Annotated in this window: 12 protein-coding genes; 8 read left to right on the top strand and 4 right to left on the bottom strand. The window is 39.7% G+C overall.

The window, feature by feature from the left end:
- The 3 genes from NSQ71_RS09395 to NSQ71_RS09385 all read left to right on the top strand — a co-directional run bounded on the left by NSQ71_RS09395 (position 1) and on the right by NSQ71_RS09385 (position 3,050).
- Entirely contained in the window at positions 1 to 1,266 is a 1,266-nt protein-coding gene (locus NSQ71_RS09395; protein WP_311066129.1) for an ammonium transporter, read from the top strand.
- Between the two features lie 66 nt (positions 1,267 to 1,332).
- Positions 1,333 to 2,310 carry a DUF294 nucleotidyltransferase-like domain-containing protein gene (locus NSQ71_RS09390; RefSeq protein WP_063387683.1) on the top strand — a complete coding sequence of 326 codons (978 nt, stop codon included), beginning with the start codon at positions 1,333 to 1,335 and terminating at the stop codon, positions 2,308 to 2,310.
- Positions 2,307 to 3,050 carry an exonuclease domain-containing protein gene (locus NSQ71_RS09385; protein WP_094245866.1) on the top strand — a complete coding sequence of 248 codons (744 nt, stop codon included), beginning with the start codon at positions 2,307 to 2,309 and terminating at the stop codon, positions 3,048 to 3,050. Before NSQ71_RS09390 ends, NSQ71_RS09385 begins: the two co-directional genes overlap by 4 nt.
- A gap of 19 nt (positions 3,051 to 3,069) precedes the next feature.
- On the opposite strand, the gene plsY is transcribed toward NSQ71_RS09385, so the two are convergent.
- A complete protein-coding gene (gene plsY / locus NSQ71_RS09380; RefSeq protein WP_340733788.1) occupies positions 3,070 to 3,666 on the bottom strand; it encodes a glycerol-3-phosphate 1-O-acyltransferase PlsY in 597 nt (198 codons plus the stop codon).
- 155 nt (positions 3,667 to 3,821) lie between these two features.
- Here plsY and NSQ71_RS09375 point away from each other — a divergent pair, with 155 nt between their 5' ends.
- The 3 genes from NSQ71_RS09375 (at position 3,822) to parC (ending at position 8,801) form a co-directional block, all read left to right on the top strand.
- A complete protein-coding gene (locus NSQ71_RS09375; RefSeq protein ID WP_063387680.1) occupies positions 3,822 to 4,229 on the top strand; it encodes a CoA-binding protein in 408 nt (135 codons plus the stop codon).
- Positions 4,230 to 4,423: 194 nt separating this feature from the next.
- Complete coding sequence (gene parE, locus NSQ71_RS09370; RefSeq protein WP_094246508.1) at positions 4,424 to 6,346, top strand: DNA topoisomerase IV subunit B; 1,923 nt, start codon at positions 4,424 to 4,426, stop codon at positions 6,344 to 6,346.
- A 25-nt stretch (positions 6,347 to 6,371) separates the two neighbouring features.
- Positions 6,372 to 8,801 (top strand): DNA topoisomerase IV subunit A, encoded by a 2,430-nt coding sequence (gene parC / locus NSQ71_RS09365; RefSeq protein ID WP_340733784.1) that lies wholly within the window; start codon positions 6,372 to 6,374, stop codon positions 8,799 to 8,801.
- Between the two features lie 985 nt (positions 8,802 to 9,786).
- Here the strand turns inward: parC and ric are convergent.
- Entirely contained in the window at positions 9,787 to 10,482 is a 696-nt protein-coding gene (ric, locus tag NSQ71_RS09360; protein WP_340733783.1) for an iron-sulfur cluster repair di-iron protein, read from the bottom strand.
- 199 nt (positions 10,483 to 10,681) lie between these two features.
- Here ric and NSQ71_RS09355 point away from each other — a divergent pair, with 199 nt between their 5' ends.
- Positions 10,682 to 11,425, top strand: coding sequence for a YwiC-like family protein (locus NSQ71_RS09355; protein WP_144598043.1), 744 nt, complete (start codon positions 10,682 to 10,684; stop codon positions 11,423 to 11,425).
- Between the two features lie 192 nt (positions 11,426 to 11,617).
- On the opposite strand, the gene NSQ71_RS09350 is transcribed toward NSQ71_RS09355, so the two are convergent.
- Both NSQ71_RS09350 and NSQ71_RS09345 read right to left on the bottom strand, forming a co-directional pair.
- Positions 11,618 to 11,830 carry a YozQ family protein gene (locus NSQ71_RS09350; RefSeq protein WP_339192851.1) on the bottom strand — a complete coding sequence of 71 codons (213 nt, stop codon included), beginning with the start codon at positions 11,828 to 11,830 and terminating at the stop codon, positions 11,618 to 11,620.
- Between the two features lie 91 nt (positions 11,831 to 11,921).
- Entirely contained in the window at positions 11,922 to 12,614 is a 693-nt protein-coding gene (locus NSQ71_RS09345; protein WP_066248574.1) for a Crp/Fnr family transcriptional regulator, read from the bottom strand.
- A gap of 338 nt (positions 12,615 to 12,952) precedes the next feature.
- Between NSQ71_RS09345 and NSQ71_RS09340 the strand changes: the two genes are divergently transcribed.
- Positions 12,953 to 14,065: a TIGR04053 family radical SAM/SPASM domain-containing protein gene (locus NSQ71_RS09340; RefSeq protein WP_340733779.1), complete on the top strand. Its 1,113-nt coding sequence runs from the start codon at positions 12,953 to 12,955 to the stop codon at positions 14,063 to 14,065.
- Positions 14,066 to 14,205 lie beyond the last annotated feature (140 nt).

The raw sequence follows: 14,205 nt of genomic DNA, 5'->3' as shown, positions 1-14,205 counted from the left end.
ATGGACTCATTAACGTTAATGAACAGTTTATGGGTGATGCTGGGAGCTATTTTGGTCATCTTTATGCAAGCAGGATTTATATTGCTCGAAGCGGGTTCTACACGAATGAAAAATGCCGGACATATTGCCGGAAAAACTGTTTTTACATTCGGAATTGCCTCCATTGTTTTCTGGGCAGTCGGCTATGGATTTATTTTTGGGAAGAACGGCAACTTTTTTGTAGGAATGTCTGACTTTTTTTATTCAGGATATGAAATAGATGGATTATCTCTTTCAACATCCGTCTTTTTTGTATTCCAGTTAGCCTTTGCCGGAGTTTCTCTAGCCATTGCTTTTGCTGGATTTGCGGAACGGGCGAAACTTTCAGTTTATTTAATTTTTTCTGTATTGTTTACCGCACTTGTTTATCCAGTTGTTGCTCATTGGATTTGGGGCGGAGGATGGCTGTCAGAACATGGAAAACAAGATTTTGCAGGTTCTACCGTTGTTCATTTGACAGGTGCAATGGCAGCTTTGGCTGCAACGATCTTGTTGAAACCTCGGATCGGTAAATATAACAAAGATGGTTCTGTTAATAATATTTATGGACATAACCAAGTTTATACAGCTCTAGGCGTACTTATTTTATGGGTTGGTTGGTTCGGTTTCAATGCAGGAAGCACGATTACAGTTGAGGATGGATTTTTTGGATTTGTTGCTTTGAACACGAATTTAGCTGCCGGAGCAGGAGCCGTAAGCGCCTTGATCATTTCATGGATCGCTGGCGGAAAAGCTGATATACCGACAATGTTAAACGGAGCGCTTGCAGGATTGGTCGCCATTACCGCATCTTGTGCATTTGTCGACACATGGGCTGCTGTCGTAATCGGGCTAATAGCTGGAATTCTCGTATATTTTAGTATGAAGTTTTTTGATAAAGTTAAAATTGATGATCCGATTTATTGTTTGTCTGTTCACGGAGTAGCTGGTGTTTGGGGCACTTTATCAACTGGATTTTTTGCAACCCCTGAATTAGCAACTATTGGTAACCCTGGATTGTTTTACGGCGGAGGCCTTACTCAGCTCGGCATTCAAGCATTGGGAGTGTTTACTTCAGGTTTATACGCTTTTGTTGTTTCATTCGTCATCTTAGCTGTGATGAAAAAATTGCTCAATGGCTTGCGGGTGACAGAAGAAGAAGAAATGATCGGTTTGGACTTAAGCGAGCACGGAGTTTATGGGTATCCGGAAGCATTTGAATCCAATGAACAAAAGCTTGGAAGCTAACCGCAAGAGCGTATGGATGATGTATCATCTGTACGCTTATTTATAAAAAAGGGGATTTTTATACACATGGGGAATCCTTACAAACAATTGAAGGAATGGCGCAACAGCCATTTGCAAAAAGCGAAAACAGTGACGGAATTAAACAGTATACACGATCAGGTTATGAAACAATCCTTCCATCTTTCTTTCGAGATTGTAAAAAAGAAATACGGCCCTGCGCCTTGTGAATTTACTTGGTTTTTAGTCGGAAGCGGCGGAAGAGGCGAGCAGGCGAAAATAAGCGATCAAGACCACGGACTCATTTTTCATTCCAATGAGAAAGAAGCTCTCGACTACTTTTTGCTGCTTGGAAAAGAAGTTTCATTCGGCTTGAACGTCATCGGTTATCCTTACTGCGAAGGAAATGTCATGTGTTCAACTTCTTTATGGTGCCGATCGGAACAAAGCTGGAGCAAGCAGATCAATAAATGGCTGCAGGATGAAACATTTGATTCTATCCGCTATTTATTAATCTTTTTTGATGCGCGTATGATCATCGGACAATCCGAATCGATTCATCGACTGAAAAACCAAATTTTCCAATATATTCAATATAATCCTGATTTTCTCGGTCGATTGTTAAACAACACAATGCATGTCAAAAAAGGGGTGGGTATTTTTCATCAGCTGCTTCCTGAAACATACGGCCCTCATTCAGGCGCTATTGATTTAAAACAGGCCGGGTTATTGCCTTACATTAATTCTGTCCGCTTATTGGCGATCAAAGAACGATTGTTGGATACGTCTACGCTGTCGAGGTTTCAGCTTCTGATGAAGCAGGAGTATTTTCGTCATGTATTATCTCCATATCACACATATTTTCAAGAATTAGTAACGATTCATTTTAAAAATTCATTAAAAGCGAACACATATGATGAAGTTCATTACCTCTCTTTAAAGGATTTATCAAAAGAAGAAAAAGGAAGGCTAAAAAAAATCATTTTAGGCGGAAAAAAATTGATGAATGAAACGAAATCCATCATTGAAAAGGGCGTTAATCCATGAAACTTCCATCTTTTTTTCACTTGATGAAGCAATTTCAGGGGAAAATGCAATCTTCAGCATTTACAGGTCTTGAAACAAATCTTCAGCATGCAGCGTTTTTGCGGAAAATGGAACAAGACTTAAAGCGGGAGGAAAGCTTGTCAACTCCTCTTCAGGAGCTGGACGTTGTTGTGCTTGATTTGGAAACAACAGGTTTTTTTCCGGAAAAAGGGGATCAAATTCTTTCGATTGGAGCAGTTAAAGTTCACGGCATGCAGATTGAAGAAAAGCATACATTTTACTCTTTTGTTCAGTATGAAGGGGAAATTCCCGTTGATGTAAAAAAATTGACAGGAATTGTTGAAGAAGACGTAAGAGCTGCTCCCCCTATATCGGAAGTATTGATTCGTTTCTATCAATTTGCAGAAAATCGGACGCTTGTCGCCCATCATGCCAATCATGAAAAAAATTTTCTTACAGAAGCTAATAAGGAGCATTTCCGCATTCCATTTAAACATCGGATTGTGGATACAGCCATGCTGTTCCAGCTCGTTCAGCGAGAACAAATTGCCGTAAGTTTAGATGAATGCTGCCGGTTTTTTTCCATCCCGGTCCAAAAGCGTCATCACGCCTTAGAAGATGCAAAAATGACAGCCGCGATCTGGTGTGAATATGTAAAAATGTTTGTTGAATCAGGCTATAAAACGTTGATGGATGTGTTTATCAAACTATCACAATTAAAACAAGGAGCGAGAAGATGAGTTCCCGCTCCTTTCTATTTTACAGCCATTTCACTTTTGGCTCTGTTTTATTTAAGATCCTTTTAATATTGGCTCTGTGCCGATAGAAAACAAAGATTGCGAGGATCGCGACAATGATCATTAAAGCCGCATCACCGGTAAAAATGGTATAAACTAACGTATACAGTGCTGTAACCATAGAGGATAAAGAAACATATTTTGATACATATAAAACAAGAAAAAATACAGCAAGCATAGATAAAAAGAGTAATGGGCTATAAAAAAGCAGCACCCCTCCGCTTGTCGCCACGGCTTTTCCGCCCCGAAAGCCTGCGAAAATTGGATACATATGTCCTACAGCAGCCACCATTCCTGCAATGAGCGTCCATGCTTGGTGAAGGTCGCCACTAAGCAATACGGGGAGGCTAGCTGCGAGAGTTCCTTTTAAAATGTCTGCAACCGTAACAAACAGCCCGGCTTTTTTTCCAAGCACTCGAAAAGTGTTGGTTGCACCTAAATTTCCGCTTCCATGTTCACGAATATCAATGCCGTATCCAATTTTGCCAACGATAAGTCCAAAGGGGATGGAACCAATTAAATAAGCTAAGATAAGGACTAAGATTAATAGAAAAGACATAATGAAACTCCTTTATATTCATGATTCTATTATTATTGTACACAATTGATTCGATCAGGACTATATTTTGTTGATAAAAGCCATTTTAAAACTTTGGTGTTCGACGCTTTTACAGTTATAATAAAAGAAACATTGGAAGGAGTGAACAAATTTTCATGCAAAATCCAAGTCTGGACGAAATCCGTGATATTTTAAAAAAAAGCAAACGAATCGCTGTTGTCGGCTTGTCCAACAATCCTGAAAGAGAATCTTACCAAGTTTCACAAGCGATGCAAAATGCGGGGTATGAGATTATTCCTGTCAATCCAATGATCGATGAAGCCTTGGGTGTCAAAGCGGTCTCATCCTTAAAAGAAATTGAAGGCCATGTGGATATTGTAAACGTTTTTAGACGTTCCGAGCATTTATTAGATGTTGCGAAAGAATTTTTAGAAATTGATGCCGATGTTTTTTGGGCTCAATTAGGCTGCGTTAACGAGGAAGCATATCAATTATTAAAAGAAAAAGGTTATCCCGTTATCATGGATATGTGTATAAAAGTAGCGCATGCGTTAACAAAATAACAAATGTTTCCCCCATCATCTTGATGGGTTCTTTTTTTGAAGAAAGGTTTGAAACATACAACATTTGAGTAATACAATAATATACGTTGCCGTGTAAGATTGCCAAACGCAGGGAAACCATGTAAAATACAGTTTACAAACATCTGTTCTTGTTTTTTGAAAGGAGTTATTTGTTTGTGGGAAAAGCAAAGATAATGGAATACAATGACGATGCGATTCAAGTATTGGAAGGATTGGAAGCAGTAAGGAAACGGCCGGGGATGTATATCGGCAGCACGGATGCTAGAGGATTGCATCATCTTGTATATGAAATTGTTGACAATTCTGTAGATGAAGCATTAGCAGGCTTCGGAGACCATATCATTGTCAAAATACATAAAGATGAAAGCATTTCTGTTGCTGATAAAGGAAGAGGAATGCCGACTGGCATGCATAAGCTTGGTAAGCCGACTCCGGAAGTAATTTTAACCGTGCTTCATGCAGGAGGAAAATTCGGGCAAGGCGGTTACAAAACAAGCGGCGGCTTGCACGGAGTAGGCGCTTCAGTCGTCAATGCTTTATCTGAGTGGCTTGAAGTGACGATTAAACGGGACGGATTTATTTACAAGCAAAGGTTCGAAAAGGGCGGGAAACCCGTTACGACATTAGAAAAGATAGGAGAAACAAAAGAAACCGGTACGACAGTCCATTTTAAACCAGATCCTCTCATCTTCAGCACTACGACTTTTCAATTTGACATATTGAGTGAACGATTGCGGGAGTCTGCATTCCTCCTAAAAGGATTAACAATTGATTTGATTGATGAACGGAACAATGTTCAAGAATCTTATTGTTATGAAAATGGGATCGAATCATTTGTCGCATATTTAAATGAAGGAAAAGAAACTCTTCATCCTGTTGTCTTTTTCGAAGGTGAGCAGCAAGGAATTGAAGTCGAATTTTCTTTCCAATTTAATGACGGCTACAGCGAAAACATTTTGTCGTTTGTCAACCATGTGAGAACAAAAGACGGCGGCACACATGAAGCAGGCGCCAAAACTGCCATGACAAGAGTGTTTAATGAATACGCACGAAAGACCGGTTTATTAAAAGAGAAAGACAAAAACTTGGAAGGAACAGATATTCGTGAAGGGCTATCGGCAATTATCTCCGTCCGAATCCCTGAAGGACTTTTGCAGTTTGAAGGGCAAACGAAAGGAAAACTCGGTACAACAGAGGCGAGATCTGCTGTTGACACAGTCATTTCGGAAAAATTATCTTATTTTTTAGAAGAGAATGCGGAGATCAGCACCCTCCTGATTAAAAAGGCGATAAAAGCGCAAGAAGCAAGAGAGGCGGCAAGAAAAGCGCGCGAAGAAGCAAGATCAGGAAAAAAACGAAAAAAATCTGAAATGTCTTTAAGCGGAAAGCTTACGCCTGCTCAATCACGGAATCCAAAGAAAAATGAATTGTTTCTTGTGGAGGGGGATTCTGCGGGAGGATCAGCGAAACAAGGTCGGGATAGAAGATTTCAGGCTGTTCTGCCTCTGCGCGGAAAAGTGATCAATACGGAGAAGGCGAAGCTGCAGGATATTTTTAAAAACGAAGAAATCAATACAATTATTCATGCAATCGGAGCTGGCGTCGGTGCTGATTTTAACATTGAAGATTGCAACTACGACAAAGTGATCATTATGACGGATGCTGATACGGATGGCGCCCACATCCAAGTGCTTTTATTGACTTTCTTCTATCGATATATGAAGCCGCTCATTCAGGCAGGGAAAGTCTATATTGCGCTTCCGCCTTTATATAAAGTAAGCAAAGGCAGCGGCAAATCCGAAGTCATCGAATACGCATGGAATGAGAAGGAGCTGTCCGCTGCCATTAAGAAGGTCGGCAAAGGCTACACAATCCAACGATACAAAGGGCTTGGAGAAATGAATGCGCCGCAGCTATGGGAGACGACGATGAATCCTGAAACACGCACTCTCATCCGCGTCCGGATTGATGATGCAGCAAGAGCGGAAAGAAGAGTGACAACCTTAATGGGTGACAAGGTTGAACCGCGTCGACAATGGATCGAAAAAAATGTGTCTTTTGGTATTGACGAAAATGACAACATGTTCGAAATTTAAAACAATGTGCTAGAGGAGGAGCAACATGGAAGCTCAACAACGTTATGTCGATTTACCCCTTGAAGATGTGCTGGGCGACCGTTTTGGACGGTACAGCAAATACATTATTCAAGACCGCGCGCTTCCGGATGTTCGCGACGGGCTGAAGCCGGTGCAGCGGAGAATTTTATACGCGATGCTGATGGACGGAAATACGCATGATAAAGGATTTCGAAAAGCGGCCAAAACAGTCGGGAATGTTATCGGGAACTTCCATCCGCATGGAGATTCTTCTGTATATGAAGCGATGGTTCGGATGAGCCAGGAGTGGAAGGTTCGCAATGTTTTAGTGGAAATGCACGGAAACAACGGAAGCCTTGATGGCGATCCTCCTGCCGCCATGCGTTATACGGAAGCACGGCTGTCCAAACTTGCTTCCGAGCTTTTAAAAGATATTGAAAAAAATACAGTTGAGTTTGTACCGAATTTTGATGATACAACGAAAGAACCCGTCGTTCTCCCCGCGATGTTCCCAAACTTGCTTGTCAATGGTTCAACAGGGATTTCGGCCGGCTATGCAACTGATATTCCTCCGCATAATCTCGGCGAAGTCATTGATGCTGTGATTATGCGAATGAATCATCCGGATTGCACAGTTGAGGAATTAATGGAAGTGTTAAAAGGCCCTGATTTCCCGACTGGAGGAATCATTCAAGGAATCGACGAGATTAAAAAAGCATATAAAACAGGAAAAGGAAAAATTGTTGTTCGCGGCAAAGCGGAAATTGAAAAAATCCGAGGCGGAAAAGAGCAAATTGTCATTACAGAAATTCCGTATGAGGTCAATAAAGCAAATTTAGTAAAAAAAATAGATGACCTTAAGTACGAAAGAAAAGTGGACGGAATCGCCGAGGTGCGCGATGAAACGGACCGGACAGGTCTTCGCATCGTCATCGAACTGAAAAAAGATGCCGATGCTGAAGGAGTTTTAAATTACTTATATAAAAACACAGATTTGCAAGTTCCATATAACTTTAATATGGTTGCAATTCACCGTCGGCATCCGAAATTATTAAGCCTGCCTGAATTGTTGGATGCTTACATCGAACACCGAAAGGAAGTCGTGATTAACCGATCGACTTTTGAGCTCCAAAAAGCTCAAGAAAGGGAGCATGTCGTAAAGGGATTAATCAAAGCTCTATCCATCTTGGATGAAGTGATCGCTGTTATTCGTGCTTCAAAAGATAAACGGGATGCGAAAGATAATTTAATTAGTGAATTTGCATTTACTGAACCGCAGGCAGAGGCGATTGTCTCGTTGCAGCTGTACCGTCTGACAAACACTGATATTACAGCGTTGAAAGCGGAAGAAGAAGAGCTTGAGAAAAAAATCAAGGGGTTAACAAGCATTTTGGAGGATGAAAAAAAGCTTTCCAAAGTCATTCAATCCGAATTAAAACAATTGAAAAAAACATTTGCCGATGAGCGGCGGACGAAGATTGAGGCGGAAATTGAATCCATTACTATCAATATGGAATCCCTCATCGCAAGCGAGGATACAATTGTTACTGTGACAAAAGACGGCTATGTGAAACGTACGAGCTTGCGGTCGTATACAGCATCAAACGGAAAAGATTTCGGCATGAAGGATTCGGATCGACTGTTATGCCAGTATGAAATGAACACAACAGATGTTCTTCTCTTATTCACAAACAAAGGAAATTATTTATATTGTCCTGTTCACGAGCTTCCGGATATTCGCTGGAAGGATATTGGACAGCATATTTCAAGGACCATTCCGATTGATCAAGATGAACGGATTGTACAAGGCATTCCTTTAAAAAGTTTTGACGACGAGAAATTTTTCTTGTTTGTTACGAAAAAAGGCATGGTGAAGAAAACGGAAATTCGCCAATATAAAGCTCAGCGATACTCCAAGCCGCTTGTTGCGATCAATTTAAAAGACGACGATGAAGTGGTTGCGGTTCATATAACTGATGGAACAGGATTGATTTTGTTATCCACCCGTTTTGGATACGGTCTTTTATTTCACGAAGAAGAAGTGAATATTGTCGGCTCCCGTGCAGCAGGAGTCAAAGGCATCCAATTAAAGGAAGGAGATGCAGTCGTTTCTGGACTTGTGTTTGCTGAGAAACATGTTAATGATCAAAAGCTCGCCATTGTCACGCACAGAGGCGCTGTGAAAATGATCAATATCGGGGAAATCGAACGAACACAACGAGCCAGAAGAGGATCAATGCTGTACAGAGAGCTGAAAACAAACCCGCATCGGACAGCGGCCGTCTTACTCGTCAACGGAAATGAGAATTTGGTATTGGAAACGGAGAAAGGCATCAGGGAAATAGTGCCTCTTTCCAATGTGAAGGTGACTGATCGATACAGCAACGGTTCCTTTTACATAGATAAAGAGGAGGCTGGAGAAGTCACTGATAGCTGGCTGGAAACGGAAGCATAAAAAATGATCACCCCTATCCGGATTTAGTGAGGATAGGGGTTTTTCACTCTAATACAGTGATATTTTGCTTCATTGGCGGTTTAGGAGCAAGTTCTGAAAGAAAACCGCTTGGTCTCGATCAGACATATTATTCGAACACATTTCTAAACGTTGTTTGAAATTGCATATCATTTTGTTTTTTAAAAACGATTGCCAGAGCTCTCTCATCTTTGTACAGAATCTAGATGGCGGATCGTTCAAGAGAGGATCAAGGAGAACTGGCACACTATGATTTGAAAGCGAGTGAGATGCTTTGGCCATTTCCCCAATGTCAAAAAAGGCTTTATGAAGAAAATAAAAGAAAACAGACTTGTTGGTACACTCTAGGCTTTGCAATCTAAATGCCATTTATTTGCGCTTTCAATGGGATGGATGAGAAAAATCCGAATTTTCATTCTCTTCTAAGCATGAAAAACAAAACAACGACCCATTTTTTTCGTCAATAGCCCCATTCAAAAAACCGTTTAGACAATGAATAGGTTTGCTGCACCTGATACAAAATCCTACAAATTCCTCCAATTTCCCTTCACTTCCTTTGTGATCGTAGTGGTGTAGTTGAAAAAAGTTGGATATAACTTATTATACTTATTATATCAGAAGAAAGATGTTTAAGTTATTCTTCTTTTGTGCCAAACAAGCAGAATATCAAAACAAGAAAAAGAGCGCTTCCAAAAAGAAAGAAACCATATCGAAAGCCGCTTATTCAGCAACATCAGCGAAAATGACGTCACACACCGAGGCGCTTTTCGTTTTTAGCTTTCTATTCTCTGAAAAAAACTCTATTACGACGGCATGCCATGAAACTTTGCTTGTCAATAGCCTTTAGCTTCGTCCTTGATAAAACGTTTTAAGTTTTAATGGTTAGATCAAGGTCTGAACAGTCCGTTTCCGTGATGTTGAAATGGTGAAGAAAGAGGCGGGGGATCGCCGCCTCTTCCACCCGAAATTATTGAAGAATGCGTGGGAATAATACGTTATTTTCCAAATGAATATGTTCAAATAAGTCTGATTCCAAAGCTTCTAAACGATTGTAAACGAGTTGATATGTTCGGCAAGCCCCGTTCGGAAGGGTATAATCATTTGTGACCCGCCTAATTTCTTTTATGATATCCCCTGTTTTATCATGTTCATTCGTAAGATCGACAATCATTTTTTTCATTTTTTGCTCGTTTTCGCTTGTCGGGTGCTTCTCGTATTGGTTAATAAGCGGAAATACTTCAGACTCTTCTTTCCATAAATGTTGTTCTAGTTCCGTTTTTAATTCATTAAACAATCTATGAATCTTTATTAGATGTGGATGATTTCCGCCGTGGACTTGCATAACTTTTGTCACATAGGGACTAAGGTTTGGCAGTTCTTCCAACAAATAACGATGATGTTTATTTATGATATGGTCAATAAGTTCTGAGTATGTTGCTGTCAACCAATTTTTCTCTGTTTTTTCATCAATTGCAGCATACAGATCCTGCAATTGACTCATTAATTCCTCAATCGCCACTCCCCGTTTATCGGCTGCTTCTTTTAAAGAGCGATCACCGCCGCAACAAAAATCAATTTTATTTTTTTTAAAAATATCGCTCGCTTTCGGAAGCATTGCGACAATTTCTCCAACTGTCGTATTTTCCGTAAATATTGTTTTCATTATTTTGCCCTCCCAATTTCATTGTTAAAAAGATAATATCGCAACTCGTTCTTTTCAATAGTGACAGGTGTCACTTTCCCGTTTAGTGTTGTGGCTATTTTGTGACAAAACAAAGAGGTATGCAACAAATCACAACGTAGCTAGTTTTTTTCACTATAATGGAATTTAGAAGAAATTGTTGATGAAAGGTGGATACATGATGGCAACCGTCAAGAAATTAGTGATTCCAAAACAGCATGGAGCCTGGGCAATGCTTGTTATACCATTTCTATTGGGGGCTTATATAGGAGGGTTCTCTTGGATTCATATTCCATTATTTATCGGCTGGTTATGTTTATATTTAGCAACCTATCCGTTACTGATGGCTATGAAAAATAAGCGCAAGCCATTTTATATAAAGTGGTTTGCTCTTTATTTTGCCGCTGCTGCCGTTATACTGCTCTTTCCATTAATTTATAGATGGGAAATAATATATTTCGGAATGGCGATGACACCGTTTTTTTTAATAAATATTTATTATGGGAAAAAGAAAAAAGATCGTGCTTTTTTCAATGATCTAGCAGCAATCGCTGTTTTTTGCATTGGAGGTCTTGCCAGTTCTTTTATTGTAAGCGGAGAAATAACAAAAGAAGCTTTCATCACCATAATGCTTTGTTTTTTATTTTTTGTGGGCAGCACTTTTTATGTCAAAACAATGATTCGGGAAAAAAACAATCCGAACTATAAATGGTTGTCATGGGGTTTTCATGTTTTCTTAATGATCGGCTTGGTCGCTACCGAGTATGCCGTTTTTATAATAGCTTATATTCCGAGTGTTATTCGAGCTGTTTATTTTTACGGAAAAAAAATGCCGATTTTAAAAATCGGTTTAATTGAAGTGGGCAATGCCGTATATTTTTGTTTTGCAATGTTTATGATCATCAATCTGTTCATGCTGCCGTAAGCGCATTTTCCCTTTGCAGAAGGTTGATTGCCCAATGATCATTCGATTTTTTTGGGGAAGTAATGCCGATATATTTTTTTAAACGCTGTCAAGACAAAATTGGCCATGAAATTCCCCCGCATTCATCATGATGATTGCAGGGGGTACAGGCATTTTCACTTAAATTTTTAATATCAGGAAAAAAAGGCATTATCATTCTTTTTCAGTCTTCAACGGGATGTTGTTGCCGTCAACATCCTCTATCATTCCATCAATTGTGCCCTCCGTATATGTATCTCTTATTTGTTCCTGCGTTATGGCCAAACCTTGTTTTAGGTCGGATTCGCTGCCGCTCTTTACAGGTTCATCATATGCTCCGAAGGTTGGGTTATTTTTCATTTTCTTGTCTTGACGTTTTGTGGACATTTCGTTTCCTCCATGAAAATTCGTTTTCCTTTATTATGATTCTTAATCGCTTCAAACATTCATCAAAAAACAGTTTTCTTTTTGGCGGCCGCTACATAAAGATTTCTTTCTCCAATTGTTCAGCATCAACCAAATAATATCCGTCGTCATCAACAAGAATAAGACCCTTCCGCTTCATCTGGTTAAGCGTTCTGCTTACGGTTTCACGGGAAGTTCCGATCATATTTGCCAATTCCCGATTCGTTAAATGGGTTGTCAAACGATAAAGTTTTCCTTGCGGCAGTGCATTCGTTTTGGTAAGCCGCAACAGCAACAATACGATTTGTTCATATGTATTATGAAGAATTTGCTCTTCTAACCGATTTTGCAAATCTATAATTTTTTCACTCATCACACGAAACAATTTGATGGACAATACCGGAAAGAGCATAAGCGTTTCCTCAAAATCTTTGATGGGAATGACAATTAATGTAGATTCTTCCATAACTTCTGCATGAGCAGGGTAAGATCCTTTGCGAAAAAATCCGGTATGGGGAAACATTTCTCCATTCTGCAAGATGGAAACGATTTGTTCTTTTCCATTTCTGTCCGTTTTATATATTTTAATAGTTCCTGAATGGATGAAATATACGTTTTCCAGCATGTCGCCTTGCATGAATACATATGATTTTGGTTGATAGGTACGTACTTGAGAGATAGCAACTATGGAAGTCAATTCTTCATCAGACAGTTCACGGAAAAGGGGAACGCTTCTTAATCTTTCAAACACCCAGCTATTTGTCATGGTATCACACCTTTATTTCAACTTTGATTTTCGTTTCATATTATAGCGTTTCTTTACAAATGAGTCGTGTGATGTAAATCATAGTTACCAATAAAAATTAGGTGTCTAACATACTTAAGGTTTAGGGCAGACCACCTCATCCATTTGCGAATTACCGAAGCAATCACGGGGAAGATCCGCAGCAGCTGAACATTTGTCAAAAGAATGACTTTATCGTAAAAATCATTTCTTCCCTTTTACCGAAAAGTGTGATGGCTTTCACTTCGAAAATTTCACCTTTTTATATGATGAGAAGAAGCAGAGATATTTTTCATTTTAAAGAAAGGAGTTTGTATGTGATGATGGATTATGACCAAAACCCTTTTATTGTCATTTGGGAGTTGACGAGAGCATGTCAATTAAATTGTTTGCATTGCCGAGCCGAGGCGCAATATCATCGTGATCCCCATGAGTTGACTTTTCAGGAAGGAAAAAAATTAATTGATGATATTTTTGCGATGAACCAGCCGCTATTAGTATTTACCGGCGGTGATCCATTAATGCGGCCGGATTTATTCGCTCTTGCCGAATATGCTATTGAAAAGGGATTGCGTGTTTCAATCACGCCGAGTGCAACTCCAAATGTAACAAAAGAAGTGATGCAGAGGGCAAAAGATATCGGGCTTTCCCGTTGGGCATTTAGTTTGGACGGCCCGAATGCGGAAATTCATGATCATTTTCGCGGCACAAAAGGTTCTTTCGATTTAACGATGCAAGGAATCAAATATTTGCATGAATTTAAGATTCCTGTTCAAATTAATACGGTTGTATCACGCTACAATGTTCATGTTCTTGAAGAAATGGCGGATTTTGTTAAAAAACTTGATTGCGTTCTTTGGAGCGTTTTTTTCCTCGTACCAACTGGAAGAGGAAAACAATCGGATATGATTTCTCCTGCCCAACATGAACAAGTTTTTCGTTGGTTATATGAAAAGAGCAAACGTGTACCATTTGATATTAAAACGACTGCCGGACAACATTACCGTCGTGTCGTCTTGCAAGCCAAAATGCGCGAACAGCAAATAGATGGAAAAGAAATCCATTATGAAGATATTTTGTTTAAAGGGGCTACAGGGGAAGTGGACGGACTCGGCCGTGCTCCGAAGGGAGTAAATGATGGCAACGGTTTTGTGTTTATTTCCCATATTGGCGATGTTTACCCGAGCGGATTGCTTCCAATCAAAGCGGGAAATGTGAGACAAGCATCACTGGCCGATATTTACAGAACTTCACCAATATTTCAAAAATTACGCAATCCAAATCTTTATAAAGGAAAATGCGGTGTTTGCGAATTTCGTTTTGTTTGCGGAGGCTCACGCTCAAGAGCGTATGCTGTGACAGGCGACTATTTGGAAAGTGAGCCTTATTGTGTATACATTCCTAAAGCGCTTCGCCAAAAACGGGAAGTTTAAACCGTTGGAAACGCAAGCGGCTTTTCAATTTGATTGAATGGGCAAAAATCAGAAAAACATTTTTGTTGAGGTGAAATTTTAACAATTATTTGGCAATCAATAATTATATGATAAAGTTCACAAACATTCCCCGCCTATTT

This window comes from Aeribacillus sp. FSL M8-0235 (assembly GCF_038000355.1).
GTDB lineage: Bacteria > Bacillota > Bacilli > Bacillales > Aeribacillaceae > Aeribacillus > Aeribacillus composti.
This window is presented reverse-complemented; position numbering and strand designations above follow the sequence as displayed.